We start from the raw sequence: 22,083 nt of genomic DNA on the forward strand, positions 1-22,083 counted from the left end.
GCTAGTCTCCCTGTTGACCTTTTTCAGGTTCGGTTTTGAGAACAGGGGCCTTCGCGCCCTTGTTCCCCTCGATCGCGGAAAGGGCTGGCCGCAGCTTCTGGCCGGTCCCTTCCAGTATCTTCTCGGCCGCAACGGCGTTGGCAGCGCCGGCGGCGAGCAGAATGGCTGTTTTGACGACGCCGCCGCTCGCTTCGAGCAGCCGCACGGCGTCTTGCCGGTCGCGGCCGCTGATAGCGGCGACGATGCGAGCCGCGCGGTCGCGCAGCTTGATGTTGTCGGCGGTGAGATTGACCATGTAGCCGTCATGGACATGGCCGAGATGAATTGCGGTAAGCGTCGACAGCATGTTGAGCGCGATCTTCTGGGCAGTGCCGGCGCCCATGCGCGTCGAGCCGGCAATCACCTCCGGTGGCGTCTCGAGCAGGATGGCGACGTCGGCCAGCCTGAGCAGGGGCGTGTCCTTGTTGTTGGAAATGGCGATGGTTGCCGCGCCCCGGCTGCGCGCCTCCTTCAGCGCCTGCACCGCATAGGGCGTCGAGCCGCTGGCCGAAATCGCGATCAGGCAGTCGCCCTTGCCGATGCCGGCGCCGGCAATTGCCGTCGAGGCTTCGTCGGTGTCGTCTTCCGGTCCGCCGGCCAGGGTCTTGAAAGCGTCGTCGCCACCGGCGATGAGGATGGCGATGCGTTCGCGCTTGATGCCGAAGGTGCCGGGCAACTCCAGCGCGTCGGCCAGCGCCATCAGGCCGGAGCTGCCGGCCGCAGCATAGGCGAGCTTGCCGCCGCCGTTCAGCCGCCCGGCGATGATTTCGGCTGCGGCGGCGATGGCGGGAATGGCGTCGCGCACAGCCTTGGCGGCCTCGATCTGCGCATTGACCAAAGAAGAAAGGATGGCGTCCGGGGCCTGGATGTCCAGTCCCTCGGCATTGCTGTGAAGCGCTTCGGTGCGCGGTTCGGCCATCCCTGTCCCTCCGATGGAAGAACAATACCAAAAAAATACCACTTGTCCACACGCATTAACGAAATTGCGAACTGGAAAGCGTTGAGCCGGCAAAATTCCCGGGTTTTTCAACCTGATACGCCTTAATCTTTTTGAAACGGAAATTAATCCCTTGGCTATTGGTATTTTATTGGTATTATCCGCCCGGAGGAGACATCGCGTGAAATTCGTGCTCGGTATCGACGGCGGCGGCACCAGCTGCAGGGCAGCCCTTGCGACAGGCGATGGCGTTGTCATTGGCCGTGCCAAAAGCGGCGCCGCCAACATCCGCACCGATCTCACCGGCGCTCGCACCCACATCGTCGAGGCTGCTCGTCAGGCCTTCATCGCCGCCGGGCAAGATCCGGACCTGATCCCGCAGACACCAGCCATTCTCGGCCTTGCCGGAGCCAATGTCGGCACCTACCGCCAGCAGCTTGAAGCAATCCTGCCGTTCAGCATCAGCCGCGTCGAGACGGACGCCGAGATCGCGCTCGAAGGGGCAGTCGGCTCTGGTGACGGCGCCATGGCCATCCTCGGCACCGGCACCGCCTATATGGCGCGCAAGGGCGGCACGTCGCGCGCCATCGGCGGCTGGGGCTTTCAGGTCGGTGATCAAGGCAGCGGCGCCCGGATCGGCCGCGACCTGCTGGAGCAGACGCTGCTCGCCCATGACGGCGTCCGGCCGCGCTCAGCCCTGACCGACAGCATGATGGCCATTTTCCGCAACAATCCCGAAGACGTGGTCGAGTTCACCACCAATGCCAAGCCCGGCGATTTCGGCGGCTTCGCGCCCAAGGTTTTCGAGCATGCCGAGAAGGGCGACAGCGTCGCCAACTGGATCGTGGACAAGTCGGTTGCCGATGTCGAGGCGTCGCTCCACGCGCTCGACCTCTCTGATGACGCCCCGCTCTGCCTGCTCGGCGGGCTGGCGCCGCTCTATGGGCCGCGCCTTTCCCAGCGCTACCAGGCGCTGCTGAAAGCGCCGCTCGACGATGCGCTGGGCGGCGCCGTGCAGATGGCGGCCCGCATCTTCGTCAAAGCGGAGGCGACGCGATGAGCGATGCCGCCGACCAGATCTTCGCCACGCTGAGGCAGTCGTCGCAGAGCGGCGCCCCGCTCTACCTGCAGCTCAGGAAAAGCATCGAGGACGCCGTCAATCGCGGCCTGATCGGGCCGGGCGATGCGCTGCCTTCCGAGCGCGACATCGCCACCAAGGCCGACATTTCGCGCGTCACCGTCCGCAAGGCGGTGCAGGACCTAGTCAAGGGCGGTATCCTCGTGCAGCGCCACGGCTCCGGCACCTTCGTCGCGCCGCGCATGGAGCGCGTCGAGCAGTCGCTGTCCAGGCTCACTTCATTCACCGAAGACATGGCAAGGCGCGGCATGGCGGTGCGTTCAGCCTGGCTCGATCGCGGCCTCTACGCGCCCTCGCCCGACGAGATGATGGTGCTCGGCCTGTCGTCGAACGAGCTGGTGGCGCGCGTGGCGCGCCTGCGCATCGCAAACGACACGCCGCTGGCCATCGAGCGCGCCTCGTTGTCGGCCAGCGTGCTGCCGGATCCGGCCGGGATAGGCTCGTCACTCTATGCGGCGCTGCAACTGACCGGCAACCGGCCGGTGCGGGCGGTGCAGCGCATATCGGCCGCCAATCTCGGCGACGCCGATGCGCGTCTGCTCGAAGTGCCATCCGGCATTGCCGGCCTGCACATCGAACGCATTTCCTATCTCGCGAGCGGCAAGGTGATCGAGTTCACCCGCTCCATCTACCGCGGCGATGCCTATGATTTCGTCGCCGAACTGCGCCTGACAGGGCCGAGCGAAGAGGGCCGACCATGATCCCCAAGACCACCCATATGCGGCGCGAGATCGACGAAATTCCGCAAGCCGTCGCTCGCCTGCTCGATGGCTCCGCGGCGGTGCTGACCGAGGCCGGACGCGGCATTCGCGAGCGCGATCCGAGCTTCGTCGTTACTGTCGCGCGCGGTTCGTCCGACCATGCCGCCACCTTCATGAAATATGCCGTCGAACTGACCGCCGGCCTGGCCGTCGCTTCGGTCGGTCCATCGGTCGCCTCGATTTACGGCGCCAAGCTCAAGCTCGCCGGTTCGGCTTGCCTCGCCATCTCGCAATCCGGCAAGAGCCCTGACATCGTCGCCATGGCCGAGACGGCGCGGGCCGGCGGTGCGCTCACCGTCGCCATCACCAACACCGCCGATTCGCCGCTGGCGCGGGCTTCGGATTTTGCCATCGACATTCTGGCCGGCCCCGAGCGCAGCGTCGCGGCGACCAAGACATTCGTCAATTCGGCGGTCGCCGGCTTGGCGCTGATGGCGCATTGCACCGGCGACGACAGACTGCTGGCCGCCCTTGCCCGCCTGCCCGAGCATTTCAGCAAGGCGATCGCCTGCGACTGGATGGCGCTGGCCGGCGCATTGGAGACGCCGCAATCGCTGTTCATCCTGGGACGTGGCCCGTCGGCGGCGATGGCCGACGAGGCGGCGCTGAAATTCAAGGAGACCTGCGGCATGCATGCAGAGGCCTATAGCGCCGCCGAAGTCATGCACGGCCCGCTGGCCCTGGTCGGGCCAGGCTTCCCGGTGCTGGCGCTCGCCGCCCGCGATGCCTCCGAGCCGTCCGTGGCAGAGGCTGCCGACAACCTTGCCGGCAAGGGTGCAGCAGTTTTTGTAACCTCGGACAAAGCCAAGAGCGCGGCGCGGCTGCCGCATGTCGCCACCGGTCATCCCTTGACTGACCCGCTGACGCTGATTGTCTCCTTCTACGGCTTCGTCGAAGCCTTCGCCCGCCATCGCGGCCTCGATCCGGATGTACCGCGCAATCTGCGCAAGGTGACGGAAACCGTATGAGCGACCGTTTTGCCCTGACTGGCGCCCGAATTTTCGATGGCGACGACTGGCATGACAACGCCGCCCTTGTCGTGCACGGCGATGTGGTCGAAGGCATTCATCCCGTCGGCGCCATTCCGTCGGGCGTTGCCCGCATCGACGCCGGGGGCGGCATGCTGGTGCCGGGTTTTGTCGACCTGCAGGTCAATGGCGGCGGCGGCGTCATGCTCAACGACCATCCCGATGTCGCCTCGCTGGCAACAATCTGCCGGGCGCATGCGCCGTTCGGCACCACGGCGTTGCTGGCGACGCTGATCACCGACACGCCTGGGATCACCACAGCGGCCATTGCCGCCGGCACCGAGGCGGCTCGGCAAAAACTGCCGGGATTTCTCGGCCTGCATCTCGAAGGGCCGCATCTCTCCGTCGCCCGCAAGGGCGCGCATGAACCGGCGCTGATCCGGCCGATGACGGATGCGGATGAAGCGGCGCTGGTCGCGGCACGCAAAAACCTGCCGGTGCTGCTGACGACGATAGCGCCTGAATCCGTCGAGCCTGCCCGCGTTGCGGCCTTGGCCAAGGCCGGTGTGATTGTCAGCCTCGGCCATTCCGACACCGGCTACGCCACGGCCAGAGCCTTTGCCGATGCCGGGGCCAGCGTGGTCACACATCTGTTCAACGCCATGAGCCAGATCGGCAACCGTGCGCCGGGGCTGGCGGGTGCGGCCATCGACATAGGCAGTCTGTCGGCCGGGATCATCGCCGACGGCATCCATGTCGATCCCGCCACCATGGCAATCGCGCTGCGCGCCAAGCAGGGGCCGGGCAGGATCGTGCTGGTCACCGACGCCATGGCGACGATCGGCACCGACATGACGTCGTTCACCCTCAACGGCCGCATCATCTATCGCAAGGATGGCAGCCTGAGGCTGGCCGACGGCACGCTGGCCGGCGCCGATCTCGATATGATCTCGGCCGTCCGCTACATGCACAGGATCGTCGGGCTGGACCTGTCGGAATCGTTGCGCATGGCCTCGCTCTATCCGGCGCAGGCGGTCGGCCAGGCCCACCGGCTCGGCCGCTTCGCCAATGGCACGGCTGCCGATATCGTCGCTCTGTCGGACGCCCTCGACGTCAACGGCGTCTGGATCGGCGGCGACAAGGTTTTTGCAGGCGCGGACAGTCCGCGCTAAAGTCCACCCATGCATGATGTCGACTGCGTTGTCGCCGGAGCCGGTGTTGTCGGCCTCGCCATTGCCCGCGCGCTGGCGCTGTCGGGCCGCGAGGTGCTGGTGGTCGAGAAGGCCGCAGCCACCGGCACGGGCACCAGTTCGCGCAATTCGGAAGTCATCCATGCCGGGCTTCATTATACGCCGGGCAGCCTGAAGGCCCGTCTCTGCGTCAACGGCCGCGAGCGTCTCTATGCCTATTGCCGCGAGCACGACGTCGCCCATCATCGCACCGGCAAACTGATCGTTGCCGTCGAACCCGACCAGTTGGACAAACTGCAGGCGATCCAGATCAACGCGGCGCAATGCGGAGTCGGTGACCTCAAGCTTTTGACGCGCGCAGAGGCCGAAAGCCTGGAACCGGCGCTGAGCTGCGCCGGCGCGCTGCTGTCGCCGTCAACCGGCATCGTCGACAGCCAGGCGCTGATGCTGTCATTGCGTGGAGACGCGGAAGCGGCCGGCGCATCTTTCGCCTTGCTCACCGTTGTCTCAGGCGCGAGCATCGAAGCCGACGGCATCCGGATCGACACGCGCGACGCCGATGGCGAGGGTTTCACCTTGAAGACCGGCGCCTTCATCAACGCCGCCGGCCTCGACGCGCAGGCGCTCGCCGGCCGCATCGAAGGCCTCCCGCAAGACCGTGTTCCGCCGCTGTGGCTGGCGCGCGGCAATTATTTCGCGCTTTCCGGCCGCTCGCCCTTTTCGCGGCTGATCTATCCGGTGCCGGTCCATGGCGGCCTCGGCGTGCATCTGACCCTCGACATGTCGGGGAGCGCGCGCTTTGGCCCGGATGTCGAATGGATCGATCGCGTCGACTATACCGTCGATCCCGCACGAGGCGCTGCCTTCTACGACGAAATCAGGCGCTACTGGTCCGGCCTGGCGGACGGCGCCCTGCAACCGGCCTATGCCGGCGTCAGGCCGAAACTGTCCGGTCCGGGCCAGCCGGCCGCCGACTTCGTCATCCAGGGACCGGCTGACCACGGGGGCGGTCAGATCGTCAATCTGTTCGGCATCGAGAGCCCTGGCCTTACCGCCAGCCTCGCCATGGCAGAGCATGTCGTTGGGCTTTTATATCCGCAATGACGGACGTTTCCTGAAACGTCGGGCAGGCGCATACCATGAAACCTTTTGATATGGAGGTCGTTGTCGGGGCATATGTCCGAGGCAAAACCCAAATCGGAACCGACCGACGGTGTCGGAGCGCGCGATGCCACGAAGTCGCGCCGGGAAAAGCCGTCACGGCAAACGCGCGGAGATGGACCGCGCGAGGACACGCCGCGCGAGAAAAAAGCATCGACAGTGGAAGCCGCCTCCGAGCCCGTTGGCGAGGCTGCGCCGCCGCCGGATGCCGTCGAACCCGATCCCAAGCTGACGCCTGAGCAGGCCGAGCAGGCGCGCAAGAAATATCTGCTGCGGCGTTTCTGGATCAGCGGGCGCGGCTATTGGGGGAGGCATGGCGACAAGCTCGCCTGGCCTTTGACGATCGGAGTGCTGCTGCTGATCTGCATCAACATCGGTTTCCAGTATGGCATCAATGTCTGGAACCGCTCGATGTTCGATGCCCTCGAGCAGCGCAACGCCCGCACGGTCTATCTCCTCAGCGCCGTATTCGTGCCGCTGGTGATCTGCAGCGGCAGCCTTGTCGTCGCGCAGGTCTACCTGCGCATGACGATCCAGCGCCGCTGGCGTTCCTGGCTGACCACCGGGGTGGTCGCGCGCTGGCTGGCAAACGGCCGCTACTACCAGCTGAACCTCGTGGGCGGCGACCACCAGAACCCCGAGGCCCGCATGACCGAGGACCTGCGCATCGCCACCGAGTCGCCGGTCGATTTCACCGCCGGCGTCCTCAACGCGTTCCTGTCGGCCTCGACCTTTATCGTCGTGCTGTGGACCATCGGCGGCGCGCTCACCCTGCCGGTCGGCGGCGAGAGCATCACCATTCCCGGCTTTCTGGTCATCACCGCGATCATCTATGCCGCCATCACCTCGACCTCGATGGTGGTCATCGGCCGCGACTTCGTCCAGCTCTCCGAGCGGAAGAACCAGGCGGAGGCCGAGCTGCGCTACACGCTGACGCGCGTGCGCGAAAACGGCGAAAGCATCGCCTTGCTGGGAGGCGAGGACGAGGAGCGCAGCGGCATCGACAGGAATTTCGGCCACGTGCTGAGGCAATGGGCGCTGCTGACCGGACAGCACATGCGCACGGCGGCGGTGTCGCAGGGATCGAGCCTGTTTGCGCCGGTCGTGCCGATCCTTTTGTGCGCGCCAAAATTCCTCGAAGGCTCGATGACGCTTGGCGAGGTGATGCAGGCGGCGTCTGCCTTTGGCATCGTGCAAGGCGCGTTCGGCTGGCTGGTCGACAACTATCCGCGCCTCGCCGGCTGGAACGCCTCCGCGCGGCGCATTGCCTCGCTGATGATGTCGCTCGACGGGCTCGAGCGCGCCGAGCAGAGCGATGCGCTCGGACGCATCAACCGGGGCGAAGCGGAAGACGGCGCCATCCTCAGCCTCGACAATCTTTCCGTGACACTCGACGACGGCACCTCCGTGGTCAAGGAAACCGAGGTCGTGATCGAGCCGGGCGAGCGGGTGCTGGTTTCAGGCGAATCCGGTTCAGGCAAGTCGACGCTGGTGCGGGCCGTCGCGGGCCTGTGGCCATGGGGCGGCGGCAGCGTCAATTTCCACACCGACAGGCGCCTGTTCATGCTGCCGCAACGCCCCTACATCCCTTCCGGAACGCTTCGCCGCGCGGTCGCCTATCCCGCGGCGGCGGACAAGTGGACCATCAAGCAAATCAAGGCTGCCCTCGACAAGGTGGGGCTTGGCTATCTCACCGGCAGGATCAAGGAAGAGGCGCCATGGGACCAGACGCTGTCGGGCGGCGAAAAGCAACGCCTCGCCTTCGCGCGCCTGCTGCTGCATCGCCCCGATATCGTGGTGCTGGATGAAGCGACTTCGGCGCTCGACGAGAAGAGCCAGGACACGATGATGTTGACGGTGATCCGCGAACTGCCTGACGTCACCATCATCAGCGTGGCGCATCGTGCGGAGCTCGAAGCCTTCCACAGCCGCAAGATCACCCTGGAGCGGCGGGAGGGCGGCGCCAAGCTCGTCAGCGACGTCGACCTCATCCCGCGCAAGCGCAAACGCAGCCTGCTGAACCGCGCTTTGTGGGGTTCCAGCACTCGGGTGAAAAAGCCGCGCAGGTAAAAGGCGCCACTGCCGAACCGCGAACAGAGATGTCCAGGCGAAGCGCTTGGGCAAAGACATTAGCCGGCTATGGATTAGCCGTAGAGACCCTTGTAGGTCTCGCGCAGCAGGTTCTTCTGCACCTTGCCCATCGTGTTGCGCGGGAGCTCCTCGACGAAGATCACCTGCTTCGGATGCTTGTATTTGGCCAGCTGGTCGGCAATGGCGCCAACGATCTCGGCCCCGGTGATCTGCGATGCCGGCGCACGCACCACGACAGCGGTGACGCCTTCGCCGAAATCGGGATGGGCAATTCCGATGACGGCACTTTCCAAGACGCCGGCAACCGCGTCGATCTCGCTCTCGATCTCCTTGGGATAGATGTTGTAGCCGCCGGAGATAATGAGATCCTTGCCGCGGCCGACGATGTGGACGTAGCCGTCCGCGTCGATGATTCCGAGGTCGCCGGTGATGAAGAAGCCGTCCTTGCGAAACTCCGCCTTGGTTTTTTCCGGCATGCGCCAATAGCCGGAAAAGACATTCGGACCTTTGACCTCGATCATGCCGACTTCACCCTGGCCAAGCGCATCGCCGCTGTCAGGGTCGGCGATGCGCAGCGAAACGCCGGGCAGCGGGAAACCGACCGTGCCGGCCCGACGCTCGCCCTCATAGGGGTTCGACGTGTTCATATTGGTCTCGGTCATGCCGTAGCGCTCGAGAATGTCGTGGCCGGTGCGCTCGCGCCAGGCCTTGTGCGTTTCGGCGAGCAGCGGCGCCGAGCCGGAAACGAACAGGCGGATGTTCTTCGCCGCCTGGACATCCAGCCCGTCCTGCTGCAGGAGCCTTGTATAGAAGGTCGGCACGCCCATCAGCACTGTCGCGCGCGGCAAGAGCGAGACGATGCGGGCGCCGTCGAACTTCTGCTCGAACAGCATCGAGGCGCCGGCCATCAGGGTGACGTTGGTGGCGACGAACAGGCCATGCGTGTGGAAGATCGGCAGGGCATGGATCAGCACGTCATCCCCGGTGAAACGCCATTGCTCGACCAGCACGCGCGCATTGGAGGCCAGGTTTTCGTGGCTGAGCATGGCGCCCTTGGAGCGTCCGGTGGTGCCGGATGTGTAAAGGATTGCGGCCAGATCGTCCGGCCCGCGCGCCACGGCGTCGAAATCCGTGGGCTGTTGTGCCGCCAGTTCGGTCAGCGAGCCCTCACCATTGCTGCCAAGCGTGAAGGTGGCAGCACCCGACGCCTGCGCCAACGGCGCGATAGCGCCGGCGCGGGCCGGGTCGCAGACGACCAGCCGCGGCTCGGCATCCCCGAAGAAATAGCCGAGTTCGGCCAGCGTGTAGGCGGTGTTGAGCGGCAGGAAGACCGCGCCGGCGCGCAGGCAGGCGAGGTAAAGGAAAATGCATTCGGGGCTTTTTTCGACCTGCACGGCAACGCGGTCGCCAGGCTCGACGCCGAAATGCCTCAGCGCATGTGCCAGCTGTGCCGATTGCGCCAGCATGTCGCGATAGGCGATCGCGCGTCCGTCATCGGTCGCCATCAGGATGCGCTCGGAGGCTGAAATCCGGCTGCGGAACGCGTCGAACAGGTGATTGGTCATGCGCCTTCCCTAGAGCATGATGCCGAAAAGTGTGAAGCGGTTTTCGGAGGACATGCTCTACCCTTTGATTTAGCCGGATGATTTCAGGTCGATTCGGCCTGAAATCATCCGGCTCCAGCGCATGGCCTTGGAACAAAGGAAACGATTTCGCCTCCGTCCGGCAAAAAAAGTGAAATCGGGTTTGCCGCCGATCAGATGAAGGCAAGCGGACTTGGATAGCGGGCGGATTTTGGATAGCGGACCGGAAGCGCTTCTATCTGCGGCTGCGCAGCGCCTTGGTGGCGCTCACGCGTGGATCGCCGCTGTCGTTGAAGCGCTCCATGCACATGGCTGCCGTCAGACGGTAGTGGTTGAGGAGGGCTTCAACGGCGCCGTCGGCATCGCCATCCACCGTGCGCTCCGCAATCAGCCGATGTTCACTGATTTCGTCGCGCTCGCTGCCGTCCTGGGAGATCAGCCGGTAACGGGAGGCCTGATCCGAAAGCTGGTCGCAAAAGCCGGTCAGCCAATGCGATCGGCAGCCTGCGATCAGTGCCCTATGGAAGGCGCGGTGCAGCTTTTCCCATTCCGGATTGTTCGAGGACGGGTCCTCCGGCAAGCGGCGCGGGGCACGCGCCAGGCGATGCAAGGCCAGCACGAGCTGCTCTTCCCATTCGCCGGTGCGGTTGGCAATGGATTCACGCAGCGCCCGCTCTTCCAGCCAGCAGCGGGTGCGCGTCAATTCCTCGAGTTCCGGGGCACTGACCGGCATGATGAAGAAACCGCGCTGGTCGTGGCGGCCGAGCAGGCCTTCCGAAGCAAGTCGGTTGAGGGCCTCGCGAACCGGTGAGGCGCCGGCGCCGTAACGGGAAACCACCCATTCGACACGAAGCTTGCTTTCACTTTCAAACACGCCGCGCAGGAGATCGTCGCGAAGCTGTTGATAGACCGTACTAGCGAGTGTGCTCTTGGGTCCCGCGCCTTCGCTCACATCGGCAGATCCGTAGGTCAATATGACTCCTGTAGCTCTCCCATGCTCCGCTAGCCCGTTCGCGAAGCAAACGATTTCCCCTGTAAATTTACTGTAACTCCTAAGGCATCCGCCCCTCAAGCGAAAGATCACGATATTCGACTTAAAGAGGAAGGTTGACCGCATCTTATCCGCCGGAAGTAACTAAAATCGTGAAAAACTTGTTCTTCTGAAGAAAGTTTGTCTCCCAGCATGGCAGGCGCCCTCGAGAAACAGCTTCGAGATCCCGAATACGGATAATTTTTTCTTAACGCGCGTCATGCCGCCGGATTGACCTCTCCCCGCATGCAGATCCCTCGGCAGTTATCCACTAGATTTATGGGCCAAAACTAGTGCCGGATGCCGCGATCCTGTCGCTTGCCGCGATGCCCTTGCGGCTGCCACCCGTTGACGGCTTTTTGGGAGATCGAAGGATCAGGCAGGGAGATCAGGCCGAGGAGAACCGACCAGCCGGGAACTTGCCCTGGAACTGATGTCAGCCGGCAGCCCGGTCGGCCGCGGTTCGGATGGCTTCTATATTGGCCCGGTAGGCTTCGACGCTGCCGCCCTTGAAGATGGCGGCGCCCGCCACCAGCACATCGGCGCCGGCTGATGTGACCAGGGGGGCGGTTTCCGGCGACACGCCGCCGTCGATCTCGATGCGAATCGGCCGGTTGCCGATCAGCGCTTTCACCCGCTTGACCTTGTCGACCATGGCCGGGATGAAGGCCTGGCCGCCAAAGCCCGGATTGACGGTCATGATCAGGATCAGGTCAAGCCGGTCGAGCACATATTCGATCGCACTTTCCGGCGTCGCCGGATTGAGCGATACGCCGGCCTTCTTGCCGAGACCCTTGATGGTCTGAAGCGAGCGGTCGAGATGCGGTCCGGCCTCGGCATGCACGGTCATGCCGTCGCAGCCGGCATCGGCAAAGGCGGCCAGATAAGGATCGGCCGGCGCAATCATCAAATGGCAGTCGAAAAAGGCCTTGGTGCGGTTGCGGATGGCCTTGATCACCGGCGGGCCGAAGGTGATGTTGGGCACGAAATGCCCGTCCATCACGTCGAGATGGATCCAGTCGGCGCCGGCCGCCGCCACCGCCTCGACCTCGTCGCCGAGCTTCGAGAAATCCGACGCCAGCACCGATGGCGCGATCAGGGTCTTCCTGCTCATGATGCGGCCCCTTTGGGCGCCCTGTTTGCGGGCGCGGCCTTGACGACTGCTAGAGCAATTCCAGGAAAAGTGGGAACGGCTTTCCGTCCGGAATTGCGTGAAAACAAAGAGATAGAGCGGTTCGGCGTTTCCACGAAACGATGAACTGCTCTAGACCATGATCCCGAAAAGGGAAAGTCGGTATTTGCTGCGCCCGGCAGCGGGTTCGGCGAATACCTGGCCGCCCGATCGCCGCAGCGCGCCCAAGGAAAAAACCCGCCGGATCGCTCCGGCGGGGTTCTGACTTTTGACTCGTATTCAGATCCTATGGCTTGAAGTTGGCCGCCGGATCCCTTTGCGGCTGTACCTGCGTCTGCGGCGTGCGCTTCGGTATGAACTGCTGAAGGACACCCGGATTGAGCAACAGGCTCGGGTCCAGCGACGGCTGCTGCCGGATCGCCCTGCAGTTCGGGAACCGACCAACCGTGCCTTCGGGGCAGCGCCGCTTGATGATCGGCACGCACTGGCCACCGACCATCTGCGAGCCCGGGGCGCAGTCTCCCACCTGCGGCCTCGGCTTGCGGCATGCGCCGTCGATCACCTGGGTGCCGCGCGGGCAAACACACTCGCCGCGCTTGTTGTGCACCTGGCCGCGTATGTCGCACTGTTCCAGCACAGGCTTCTTCTGCCGGCAGGCATTGCCTTGCACCTCGGTACCCCGCGGGCAGACACAATTGCCATTGGCGTCATGGACCTGGCCGCGGATCGAGCACTGCTCGGGCTTCGGCCGGATCGGCCGGCAGACCTTGCCCCTGACTTCTGTGCCGTCCGGGCAGACGCAATCGCCGTTGGCGTTGTGGATCTGACCACGGATCGAGCACTGTTCAGGCTTTGGCCGGATCGGCCGGCAGGCTCTATCGCGCACCTCTGTCCCACGCGGGCAGACACAATCGCCATCGGCGTCATGAACCTGGCCGCGTATGCTGCACTCCTGAGGCTTCTGCTTGTCGCGCACGCAGGCGTTTGCCTGTCGGTCGAGATGCGTACCTTCCGGGCAGTAGCAGCCATTGCCGTCCGACGTCGGGACCGAACCGGGGATGGTGCAGCCAGGCTTGTCGGTCTTGACGCAAGCGCCGTTCTCAAGCTCGGTTCCGCGCGGGCAGACACAGCGTCCATCCTCGGTGCGGATCTGGCCCTTGAGCAGCACGCAGGGCCTTGGATCCTTCGGCTGGATGATGACGCCGCCGTCGGGCGAGCACTGGCCGTTGCGGAACGTCGTGCCTTCCGGACACACGCACCGACCGGCATCGTTCATGACGAACCCCGGCGAGCATTCCTTCTTCACCTCGCGCTTGATGGTGAAGGGATGGCAGGCATAGGCCTTGCCGCGATCCCCCTGGATATTGGTCAGGTCGCCGGGCAGTACGTCGCCGCCGCCTTGCACCCTGGTGTCGGGAGACAAGACGCCGACGCAGTTCCGGCCGCTGACGTTGCCCCGCAGATTGGCCAGGGGAGCGTCGGGAAGGACCACCGTGACCTTGTGCACATGGCTTTCCCCGGCGCCGAGCGTCAGGTTGGCAATGCAGGTCAACGGCAAGGTCGTCGGTTCGGGCGAGCAGCCAAAGGGCGGCTCGATCGCGGTGATCGCGACGCCTTGCAGCCGCCCCAGCCCGTCCACCCCGATCGCATCGCCGATGCGGACCGGACCGGAGAAGGCGGTCTGGCCATCATTGGTGATGGTGATCTCGAACGAGCAGGGTTGCCCGGGCTGGCACTCGGCATCGCCGGTCTTCTTGACGCTAATGGTGGACGTGCCGCCGCCCTTGGCGCAGGCCTGGCCGATCGGGTAGACGATATCGTCTCCAGGGGCCGGGCCGTATGAGCCGCGTGCGCAGTTCTCGAACGCGCCATTGGCCAAGACCGTCACGTCGAAGTGCCTGGAGGTTCCGGGCGTCATCGCGGCGCCGGGTATCTGGCATGACAGCGCATTGGCCGGAACCGCTCCGCAGGCCCATTCCGCACCGTCGGGTGTGACGGTCTGGATCTGGACCGGCGCGCCACCCGATATCAGCGTGGCAGCATCGTTGACCCGCACCGGACCGGTGGGGGCAGAGGTGCCAAGGCTGATGACGGTGATGCGGCAGGAAACCACCGCCGCACCGGCGAGCGAGCCATTGCAGACCTTGGTGATGCGCAGGGTCGGCTTGCCGCCATTGGGATGACGGAAGCGTTCCTTGGCGCAGGCCTTGTTGTTGGTGAGGTCGACCTCACCGGGGACGGGCTTCAGCGCCGCGCAGTTCTCGACCGAATCCGACTGGTAGCCGGCCGGCATGACCGCCTTGACGACGATCGGCGTCGAGGCGCCCGGCATCAGCACGATGCCTGCATTGTCGCAGCGGAACTGGCCGGGACCGTTCGGTCCGCATGTCCAGGGCGGAGACGGGCCGAAGGTCGAAGAGGCCGGCGCGCCGCCCGGGTAATTGTCGATAACCGTCAGCGGCCCATTATAGGGGACGCTGCCATTGTTGATGATGTCGATCACGAAGTAGCAGATGCCGTCGGGCGTGCAGACCGGGATGCGGGCACGCTTCTTCAGGATCAGGTCGACCTTCTTGTCGACCGGGGGCCGGCAATCGCGGTCGCGGTCGCCACGCCGGCAGATCGGGATCGAGGCACAGCCGCGATCGTTCTGCTGGCTGCCGAACAGCGGCTTGCCGCTGGCGCCGTAGTTATAGGTGGCGCAGTTGCGCAGCGCGCTGCCTTGCCAACCACCCGCCGGCTTGAAGCCGAGCTTGAGGTTGATGGAGGCCCCCGGATTGAGCGTGGTCACCGGATAGGTGCACGTCATCGGGGTCACGCCGGGCATGCATACCCAGGGCGGATTGGGCCCTGCATCCAGAGTCGAGCCGGCCGGCAGCGTCACCTCGTCGAGCACGATCTTGCCGTGATACGGCCCGTCGCCGACATTGGTGACCTTGATGGTGAAGTCGCAGCCGCCCCCCATCGTGCAACGCGTCACGTCGGCGCGTTTCTCGACCTTGAGGTCCGGTTCCTTGTCCTTGGGCGGACATCTCAAGTCACGCGGGATGACGATGTCGATGGTCTGCGTGCAGCATAGTCCCCAGCCCTCCTTCGGGCCGGCATAGGTCTCGATGCCGGTGACGATGAGGTGGATGACGTCGCCGGGCGACGCACCGACGATCTTCCAGTTCAGCACACCGCCGCCCGCCGGCACCAATTGCGTGTCGGGGATGATGGTGATGCCTGGGGTCGTCGTCGATACCTGCACCCATTTGCCGCCCATCTCCGGGCCGACAGGCATGTGGTAGATGAACGCGCCGCCGCCTTGCATGCAATCGACCGTGCCGCGCTCCACCTTGAAACATTCCCGGTCGGGAGGCGGAGGCCGCTTGTCACAATTGGTGAGGTCGATCTTGATCGAGGTCTTGGCCCCGGTCTTGTAGTCGCCGTCGTCGGGCTTGCCCGGATCCTGCGACGGGATGATGGCCCCCGTGCCGACGCCCGGCGTCACCTTGATCATGCCCTGGTTGCCGACGATGGTCGGCGAAGGAAACGCCGCATGGTCGATCTTGGCGGTGATCTTGAAATTGATGACGCGTTCATTGCCAGCCCCAGCGCCGTCGAGATCGGTGGTGGAAATCCGGAAATCGGAAACCGTTGCCGTATCGTTCGGATTAGCCGAGGTGCTGATTGTCGCACCCGGCAGCGGTCCGCCAGACGCATCCGTGCCGTCGCCGGACACGTTGACGTTGACGATCGCAAGACCGTGCGGAAGCTGATCCTTGAAGTCGAGTTGGAGTTTCTTCAGCCTGGCCGAAAAGCTTGGGTCGGCAAAGCCTTGCGAGTCGCCGCGCAGGCCAAAGCTCAGGGAGTAGACGACGTAGTCGCAGCTCCTCTGTGTGCCTGTTTTGGTGAAGAACGGCACGATCCGTTCCGGCCTCGGGTTGACGATTTTTGAATTGTCGAGGTCGAGCCGCAGTTCCGGAGTGATCGGGACTGCATCTTCGGCGTGGCTTGCCACAGGGGTGAACATGGCGACCGCGATACCGGCCGCCATCAGCCAGCGCGCGCCGCGCCTGGCATATGACAGGGGTTTCATGATGGTCTCCATGACGTTGGATTGACTGCTGTTCGCGGTCGGGGAAAGTGCGAGATTTTTCATCTTCCCCTCCTCAACGTTCGCAGCTGACGGCTGGGGTTCTGAGCGGCAAAGTCATCTTGCAGCAAGGGTAGTAGCCACCCTTGTCCTTGTCGGACTGCCTGTAGAAGCAAAGTCCAACATCGACTCTGTCGCCCGGAGAATGGCCGGTGATGTCGACCGTGTAAGGCTTACCGGGAGCATGCGACTGGGGTGATGTCACCCCGACGCCTGGTGTCATGGACTGGACCTTGATCGAATCGCCGCCAAAGCCGGCATGGTCATGGAGATAGAGGTCGGCCTGGAGGCCGCGAGGCGTGCAGTAGAACTGAACATCCTCGACATCGATGCACGGAGGCAGATCGCCGGGCGGTGGGAAGTCCGGCGGATAGAACGGCGGCAGATAACCGCCGGGGATCTCTTCATAATAGCCGGCACGGCCTTCGCAGGGGTGCCAGACCTCGACGTCGCCGACATGGCCTTCCACTTCCGGGTCTTCGAAATAGCCGTCGAAGTCGACGAACCACGAGCCGAAAGGCGGCACGTTGGCCGGCTTGACCAACGGCGTCGGCGTGATCTGCACGCCGTGCACGGCAAGCGGCCCGCCGCCGGCGAGCTGGTCGGCAAGTGTCGGGTTGTCGCGCAGCTTGTCGCCGGTGTTGACCAGCGTGTCGATGCACACGCCGGTGTCGAGATTGCCGTCGGCGTCATAGCCATATTGCAGGTCGAGCCCACCGGCAGACTGCCGGTTGCCTTGCGGGAAGCCGACCGCATATTCCTGCGGCTCTTCCACCCAGACCGATTCCGTCGCCGGATCGTCCGGGTTTTCGCGCCAGTAGCGGATGACCTCGCCCTTGCCGGAATCGGCGAACTGGCTGTAATCGTAGCGATTCTCGACCGGGCCGCGCTGCGCCAGATACATGAAACCCTGGTTGTCGAAGGCGATGTCGGTGACGGCGTAGTCCTTGTCGGCCTTGACCGTCAGCTCCCAGCGCGGATCACCGGCAAAGCTGCCATCGCGGGCAATGCCAACCGACCAGATCTCGGCCTTTTCGCCGACCGAATAATAGAGCCGGCCGCCATGATAGGCGACGGACCAGACGCGGCGTTCGTCCTGCGTGTAGCCCCATGTGTCGGGGTCTTCCGAGTCGAAGGCAGCACCCTGTATGTCCATCACCGCACCGTCATCGGCGACGGGAGCCAGCCCATGCGCCGGCCGCCGGGCAACGCCGTGATCGAATGTGTCGATCAGCGTGCCGTTGGCATCGAGGCGGTGGATGAGGCCGGTGTCGAGATCGCTGGCGAAGAACTCGCGGTGATTGCTGTCGAAGCTGATGTCGCCGATGCCGGAACCGCTGTTGGTGTCAATGTCGGCGAATTTGGAGACCGCGCCGGTGATGCCGTCGATCTTCCAGATCGTGCCCGGACCGCCACCGCTTTCGGTGCCGAACTGGCCGTCCATGAAGACGGCGCCTGCGGTTCCGCGGCGCTGTCGCTCGGGCCGACCGTCGGCATCTTCGTCCGGGGTGACGATACGGATGCCGTGCAGCGAGGTAGCGCCGGCATAGAGGTTGGGGACGCCCGAGGGAACGCCGTCGCGCACACCGTCATCATAGGTGATGGCGAATACCTGGCCGATCTGTTCGGCCGTCACCTCGAAAGGCGGCGGCGTGTAGACGAGCTGGCCGGAAGCCGGTCCGCCGAGCGCCGAAACGTCGAAGACGCGCAAGGTGGCGCGCGTCGTGTCGATGAAGGTTTCGTCGACTGGGTCGACGCCGGGCGGCAGCCCCCCCCTTTCGGAATCGGCAGAGTCGAAATTGGGAATGACGGTGCCGGAAAATCCGGTGACCGCCATCGAGCCGGGATAGATGATCTGGGTTTCCTGCGCTTGGGCGGCTGTGCCCAACCAGAGCGCGGCGCTCAGCGCCAGGGCAAGCAAACCGCCGGCCAGATGGAGCGAACGGCGCAAACCGCCGCTTGGAGACGACATGGACGCGCCGCGATCGCAGGACATAAAACTCCCCCCGAAGTTTTCGGGAGGAACATCCGGTCCGGCCGCGCGAAACAGGGCTAGGCGCGGCGTTCCGGCACGTTCGTCCCTGATCGAATTGTCTGCTTTCCTCATCTTCACGATACGCCTGCTCCTGCGCAGGGTCAACGGAATCAGCCGAAAGCCCAGCGCATCGACTCCATCCCGAAGGCGGTGGTCGCGCTGAGCTTGCGTTGGTCCCGGAGACCGTGGAGCCTCTGGGGTCCTAGTCATTGGGGGCATCCTTTCCGGCCCGCACCATGCGGCGCCTGGTCGTCAGTCGCAGGCTGAAGCGGAAAGGTTCATGCAAAACGGCGGTCGGGTCTGTCCGCCATTTCACAGAGGCGCGGCTAATTCCTTGTGTCAACTCAAGGTGGAAAACAGTCTTGGCGCGCGAAAGACCGGCCGGCTTACTTACCGTCAGTGCCGGCTTCTGCTAGCGTCTTCCCAACCCTGGGGGGATCATGACACGCAGGCACTTCGTTCTCTTGCTGGCGGCGCTTTTTCCATGTGCGTTGCCGGTCCATCAATCCGTAGCCAAGACCTTGGTCTACTGCACCGAGGTTAGCCCCGATACGTTCGATCCCGCACTCGCCTCCGGATCCCGCGACGCCTCGGCCACCGCTCTCTACAACCGCATGGTCGAGTTCGATCCCGGCACCACCAAGGTGCGCCCCGGCCTTGCCGAAAGCTGGGAGATTTCCGACGACGGCCTCACCTACACATTCCACCTGCGGCACGGCGTGAAGTTCCACAGCGTCGAGGGTTTTACGCCGAGCCGCGACTTCAACGCCGATGATGTGCTGTTTACCTTCGACCGGCAGGCCAACGCGCAGAACCCGTTCAACAATTACGCCAAACGCCAGTACATTTACTTCGACGGCATCGGCATGCCGGATCTTGTCGCCGGTTGGCGCAAGCTTGACGACCATACTGTGGTGATGACGCTGAAGGCGCCGCATTCGCCGATGCTTGCCGACCTGGCGATGGATTTCGCTTCGCTCGTTTCCAAGGAATATGCCGACAAGCTCGTCGCCGAGAAGCGGCTTCTCGACCTGGCGCTGAAGCCGGTCGGGACGGGTCCATTCCAGCTTGTCGACTACCAGCAGGATGCAGTCATCCGCTACAAGGCCAATCCGGACTACTGGCGCGGCAAGCCGACGATCGACGATCTCGTCTTCGCCATTGCCACCGATGCCAGCATTCGCATGGAAAAGCTGCGCGCCGGCGAATGCGATCTCATGCCCTATCCAAATCCGGCCGACCTGGAGGCGATCAAGGCGACACCCGGCATCAAGGTCATGCGGCAGGAGGGCCTCAATACGGGATACCTCGCCTTCAACACCTTGCAGAAGCCCTTCGACGATCCAAGGGTGAGGAAGGCGATCGCCATGGCCATCGACACCCAGGCGCTGGTCGACGTCGTGTTCCGCGGCACCGGTGAAGTCGCACGCAATCCGCTGCCGCCGACCTCCTGGGCCTATGACAAGACGAGCCCCGATCATGTCTTCGACCCCGCTGCCGCCAGGCAGGGGCTCGCCGATGCCGGCGTAAAAGACCTGCACATGAAGATCTGGGCGATGCCGGTGCAGCGTCCCTACAACCCGAATGCGCAGCGTATGGCCGAAATGATCCAGTCCGACCTGGCAAAGATCGGTGTCAACGTGGAAGTCGTGACGTATGAGTGGACAGAATACCTTGCGCGCTCGAAGTCACGCGACCGCGACGGCGCCATGCTGTTCGGCTTCACCGGCGACAATGGCGACCCCGACAACTTCCTGTCGGTGCCGCTTGGCTGTGCCGGCGTCGGCACCACCAATCGTGCCAACTGGTGTTTTCCGGCCTTCGACGATCTGCTCAAGCAGGCAGCCGGGATCGTCGATCCCGCTGCCCGCGCAAAACTCTATTCGCAGGCGCAAACGATCTTCAGGGAGCAGATGCCGTGGGTCGCTATCGCCCACTCCGTGGTCTCGATGCCGATGCGCGAACAGGTGACGGGCTATGTCATGGACCCCTTTGATCACCATGATTTCTCGGGCGTCGATATCAAGGAATAGCGTTCGGTGTCTGCCGCCGATCTCGATGTCTATGTAGAGAGCCTGCGCAATTTCCGACTGGTGCGGAGCTATAGCATCGCGCAGTTGCTGCCTTACCTGGAACAGGCTGGATTGAAAGTGCGCCTGCTCGACCGGCCAGCCGGCCGAGATCGGGCGCCGGTGGCCTTTCTGCATGTCGACCTGACAGTCGTGCCGCCAACGTACCGCGGGCTCGGCCACCTCTACGACCGCACCATCAATGGCCGCGCGCTGTCCATCCACCGGCACCTTTATTCGACACTGAAGCTGGAGGCAGGCGACAGCCACGAGGGGCCGGTTGTCGTCAAGACGGTCCTCAACTCCAGCGGCCGACCAGAGCAGCGCTGGTGGCAGCATCGCAACGGCCTGACCAGGAGCGCGCATGCCATCCGCAAGCTCTTCGAACCCGGCTACAAGGACCGCCTTTGCCCGCCCTATAAGGTCTACCAGACGATCGGCGAGGTTCCGCGGGATGTATGGCGCAACAATCGCCTGATGGTGGAAAAGTTCGCTTTCGATACGCTCGACCTGCCCATCGTCAAGCACCGCTACATGTTCCTGCTCGGTGCCGAGGTCAACATGCGGCAGGTCTACGACGATGTGTTGTGCGCCGGCTCAAAAATCCTGAGCAATGAGGTGGGCGGCGCCGTCCCGCCGGAGGTGCTGGCGGTGCGGCAAAGGCTCAATCTGGATTTCGGCGCCATCGACTATTTCATCGTCGACGGCAAAGGTATTGTCGTCGATGCCAACAAGACCGTCGGCTCAAATCCGGAATGGCTGAAGAAAAACCGCTTTCGCCGGGAGTTCAACGATCGCATGGCCGAGGCGCTGATCGCCTTTGTCCGCGGTTGAGCCGGATCACCAGATCCAGTCGCCCTTGCCCAGCACGGAAACCGCCTCGACAATGCGGCTGAAGGAGGCGCGGGCCCGGCCGACCGTGTGCCTGGCCCGGAGATAGCCATGCACCAGCCCCGGCTCCTCGGACCAGCTGGCGTGTCCGCCTGCGGTAAGGATGCGGTCGCGGTAGGCCTCGCCCTCGGACGACAGCGGGTCGCATTGCGCGGTGATCAGCACGGTTGGCGGCAGTTTGGTGAAATCGGTGTCGGCGAGCGGCGACAAGGTGATGTCACCAGTACCGTCAGCGCCGCCGGTGCGGATGTGCTTGTAGAATTCGAGATCGCGCATGGTCAACATCGGTGCTTCGGCGTGCGTGACATACGAGCCCTTCGAACGGTCGCCGCCGAGGCCCGGATAGATCAGCACCTGGCCGATCGGCTTTTTGGCATGGCCACGCCTTGCGTGAGCAACAGCCGCGCAGAGATTGCCGCCGGCGCTGTCGCCGCACAGCAGAATAGGGCGGTCGTAGGTTTTGGCTGCCCATTCGAAGGCACGTAAAGCATCGTCGAAAGCGGCCGGGTGCAAATGCTCCGGCGCCAGCCGGTAATCGATGGAACCCACCTCGTAACCGGTGCGGGCGCAGAGCTCGGCGCAGACATCGTCATGGCTGTCTAGGCCGCCGAGGATGAAACCCCCGCCATGGATGTAGAGCACCATCGCCGCCGTGTTCGGGGTAGCGCTGCGATAGATGCGGATCGGGATGTCGTGTGATCGGTTGGCAATGAAAGTCGTTTCCGCCGTCACACCATTGGGATAGCCGGCAAAGAACTCGCGGCACATCCGGTCATAAATCGCACGCTGCTGGGCGATGGTGTAGTCGATCGTATCGGGCGGGTAATAGGAATTGGTCCGCTCGATGAAGGCCCAGGTCTCGGCATCGATGAGGGTTTTGTAGTCGGTCATGCAGCTCCTTTACCTCCCCCTTGATGGGG

Annotated in this window: 15 protein-coding genes; 8 read left to right on the plus strand and 7 right to left on the minus strand. The window is 64.1% G+C overall.

Features of this window, described 5'->3' with window-relative positions; translation table 11 throughout:
• Position 1: 1 nt before the first annotated feature.
• Complete coding sequence (locus tag NKJ57_RS13690; protein ID WP_352511089.1) at positions 2–958, minus strand: N-acetylmuramic acid 6-phosphate etherase; 957 nt, start codon at positions 956–958, stop codon at positions 2–4.
• A gap of 199 nt (positions 959–1,157) precedes the next feature.
• On the opposite strand from NKJ57_RS13690, the gene NKJ57_RS13695 reads away from it, so the two are divergent.
• The 6 genes from NKJ57_RS13695 to NKJ57_RS13720 all read left to right on the plus strand — a co-directional run bounded on the left by NKJ57_RS13695 (position 1,158) and on the right by NKJ57_RS13720 (position 8,264).
• A complete protein-coding gene (locus NKJ57_RS13695) occupies positions 1,158–2,036 on the plus strand; it encodes a glucosamine kinase nucleotide-binding domain-containing protein (RefSeq protein ID WP_023668846.1) in 879 nt (292 codons plus the stop codon).
• Positions 2,033–2,815, plus strand: a complete 783-nt coding sequence (locus NKJ57_RS13700) for a GntR family transcriptional regulator (protein ID WP_023732576.1) — start codon at positions 2,033–2,035, stop codon at positions 2,813–2,815. The genes NKJ57_RS13695 and NKJ57_RS13700 overlap by 4 nt, the downstream gene beginning before the upstream one ends.
• On the plus strand, positions 2,812–3,843 hold the full coding sequence (locus NKJ57_RS13705) for an SIS domain-containing protein (protein WP_023703601.1): 1,032 nt from the start codon (positions 2,812–2,814) through the stop codon (positions 3,841–3,843). The genes NKJ57_RS13700 and NKJ57_RS13705 overlap by 4 nt, the downstream gene beginning before the upstream one ends.
• On the plus strand, positions 3,840–5,015 hold the full coding sequence (gene nagA / locus NKJ57_RS13710) for an N-acetylglucosamine-6-phosphate deacetylase (RefSeq protein WP_352511090.1): 1,176 nt from the start codon (positions 3,840–3,842) through the stop codon (positions 5,013–5,015). The genes NKJ57_RS13705 and nagA overlap by 4 nt, the downstream gene beginning before the upstream one ends.
• Positions 5,016–5,024: 9 nt before the next feature.
• A complete protein-coding gene (locus tag NKJ57_RS13715; protein WP_352511091.1) occupies positions 5,025–6,137 on the plus strand; it encodes an NAD(P)/FAD-dependent oxidoreductase in 1,113 nt (370 codons plus the stop codon).
• 72 nt (positions 6,138–6,209) lie between these two features.
• Positions 6,210–8,264: an ABC transporter ATP-binding protein/permease gene (locus NKJ57_RS13720; protein ID WP_352511093.1), complete on the plus strand. Its 2,055-nt coding sequence runs from the start codon at positions 6,210–6,212 to the stop codon at positions 8,262–8,264.
• Between the two features lie 74 nt (positions 8,265–8,338).
• Here the strand turns inward: NKJ57_RS13720 and NKJ57_RS13725 are convergent, their stop codons facing one another.
• The 5 genes from NKJ57_RS13725 to NKJ57_RS13745 form a co-directional block, all read right to left on the minus strand.
• On the minus strand, positions 8,339–9,850 hold the full coding sequence (locus NKJ57_RS13725; protein ID WP_352511094.1) for a malonate--CoA ligase: 1,512 nt from the start codon (positions 9,848–9,850) through the stop codon (positions 8,339–8,341).
• A 253-nt stretch (positions 9,851–10,103) separates the two neighbouring features.
• Entirely contained in the window at positions 10,104–10,841 is a 738-nt protein-coding gene (locus NKJ57_RS13730) for a GntR family transcriptional regulator (protein ID WP_023694237.1), read from the minus strand.
• Positions 10,842–11,334: 493 nt separating this feature from the next.
• A complete protein-coding gene (rpe, locus tag NKJ57_RS13735) occupies positions 11,335–12,012 on the minus strand; it encodes a ribulose-phosphate 3-epimerase (RefSeq protein ID WP_023684266.1) in 678 nt (225 codons plus the stop codon).
• A gap of 304 nt (positions 12,013–12,316) precedes the next feature.
• A complete protein-coding gene (locus tag NKJ57_RS13740; RefSeq protein WP_352511095.1) occupies positions 12,317–16,174 on the minus strand; it encodes a DUF7929 domain-containing protein in 3,858 nt (1,285 codons plus the stop codon).
• Positions 16,175–16,184: 10 nt separating this feature from the next.
• Positions 16,185–18,140 carry a hypothetical protein gene (locus NKJ57_RS13745; RefSeq protein WP_352511096.1) on the minus strand — a complete coding sequence of 652 codons (1,956 nt, stop codon included), beginning with the start codon at positions 18,138–18,140 and terminating at the stop codon, positions 16,185–16,187.
• Positions 18,141–18,643: 503 nt separating this feature from the next.
• Between NKJ57_RS13745 and NKJ57_RS13750 the strand changes: the two genes are divergently transcribed.
• Together NKJ57_RS13750 and NKJ57_RS13755 are read left to right on the plus strand one after the other, a co-directional pair.
• Entirely contained in the window at positions 18,644–20,236 is a 1,593-nt protein-coding gene (locus tag NKJ57_RS13750) for an ABC transporter substrate-binding protein (protein WP_352511097.1), read from the plus strand.
• A 6-nt stretch (positions 20,237–20,242) separates the two neighbouring features.
• Positions 20,243–21,106: a hypothetical protein gene (locus NKJ57_RS13755; RefSeq protein WP_352511098.1), complete on the plus strand. Its 864-nt coding sequence runs from the start codon at positions 20,243–20,245 to the stop codon at positions 21,104–21,106.
• Positions 21,107–21,112: 6 nt separating this feature from the next.
• Here NKJ57_RS13755 and NKJ57_RS13760 read toward each other — a convergent pair whose 3' ends face one another.
• Positions 21,113–22,054, minus strand: a complete 942-nt coding sequence (locus NKJ57_RS13760) for an alpha/beta hydrolase (protein ID WP_352511099.1) — start codon at positions 22,052–22,054, stop codon at positions 21,113–21,115.
• Positions 22,055–22,083 lie beyond the last annotated feature (29 nt).

Source organism: Mesorhizobium sp. M0077, assembly GCF_040322955.1.
Lineage (GTDB): Bacteria > Pseudomonadota > Alphaproteobacteria > Rhizobiales > Rhizobiaceae > Mesorhizobium.

What these genes read in the sequence shown, in the direction of transcription:
- NKJ57_RS13750 (WP_352511097.1), top strand. Translation starts at nt 18,644, where the DNA reads ATGACACGCAGGCACTTCGTTCTCTTGCTGGCGGCGCTTTTTCCATGT.
- NKJ57_RS13715 (WP_352511091.1), top strand. Translation starts at nt 5,025, where the DNA reads ATGCATGATGTCGACTGCGTTGTCGCCGGAGCCGGTGTTGTCGGCCTC.
- NKJ57_RS13745 (WP_352511096.1), bottom strand. Translation starts at nt 18,140, where the DNA reads ATGTCGTCTCCAAGCGGCGGTTTGCGCCGTTCGCTCCATCTGGCCGGC.
- NKJ57_RS13725 (WP_352511094.1), bottom strand. Translation starts at nt 9,850, where the DNA reads ATGACCAATCACCTGTTCGACGCGTTCCGCAGCCGGATTTCAGCCTCC.
- NKJ57_RS13760 (WP_352511099.1), bottom strand. Translation starts at nt 22,054, where the DNA reads ATGACCGACTACAAAACCCTCATCGATGCCGAGACCTGGGCCTTCATC.
- nagA (WP_352511090.1), top strand. Translation starts at nt 3,840, where the DNA reads ATGAGCGACCGTTTTGCCCTGACTGGCGCCCGAATTTTCGATGGCGAC.
- NKJ57_RS13740 (WP_352511095.1), bottom strand. Translation starts at nt 16,174, where the DNA reads ATGAAAAATCTCGCACTTTCCCCGACCGCGAACAGCAGTCAATCCAAC.
- rpe (WP_023684266.1), bottom strand. Translation starts at nt 12,012, where the DNA reads ATGAGCAGGAAGACCCTGATCGCGCCATCGGTGCTGGCGTCGGATTTC.
- NKJ57_RS13705 (WP_023703601.1), top strand. Translation starts at nt 2,812, where the DNA reads ATGATCCCCAAGACCACCCATATGCGGCGCGAGATCGACGAAATTCCG.
- NKJ57_RS13690 (WP_352511089.1), bottom strand. Translation starts at nt 958, where the DNA reads ATGGCCGAACCGCGCACCGAAGCGCTTCACAGCAATGCCGAGGGACTG.
- NKJ57_RS13700 (WP_023732576.1), top strand. Translation starts at nt 2,033, where the DNA reads ATGAGCGATGCCGCCGACCAGATCTTCGCCACGCTGAGGCAGTCGTCG.
- NKJ57_RS13720 (WP_352511093.1), top strand. Translation starts at nt 6,210, where the DNA reads ATGTCCGAGGCAAAACCCAAATCGGAACCGACCGACGGTGTCGGAGCG.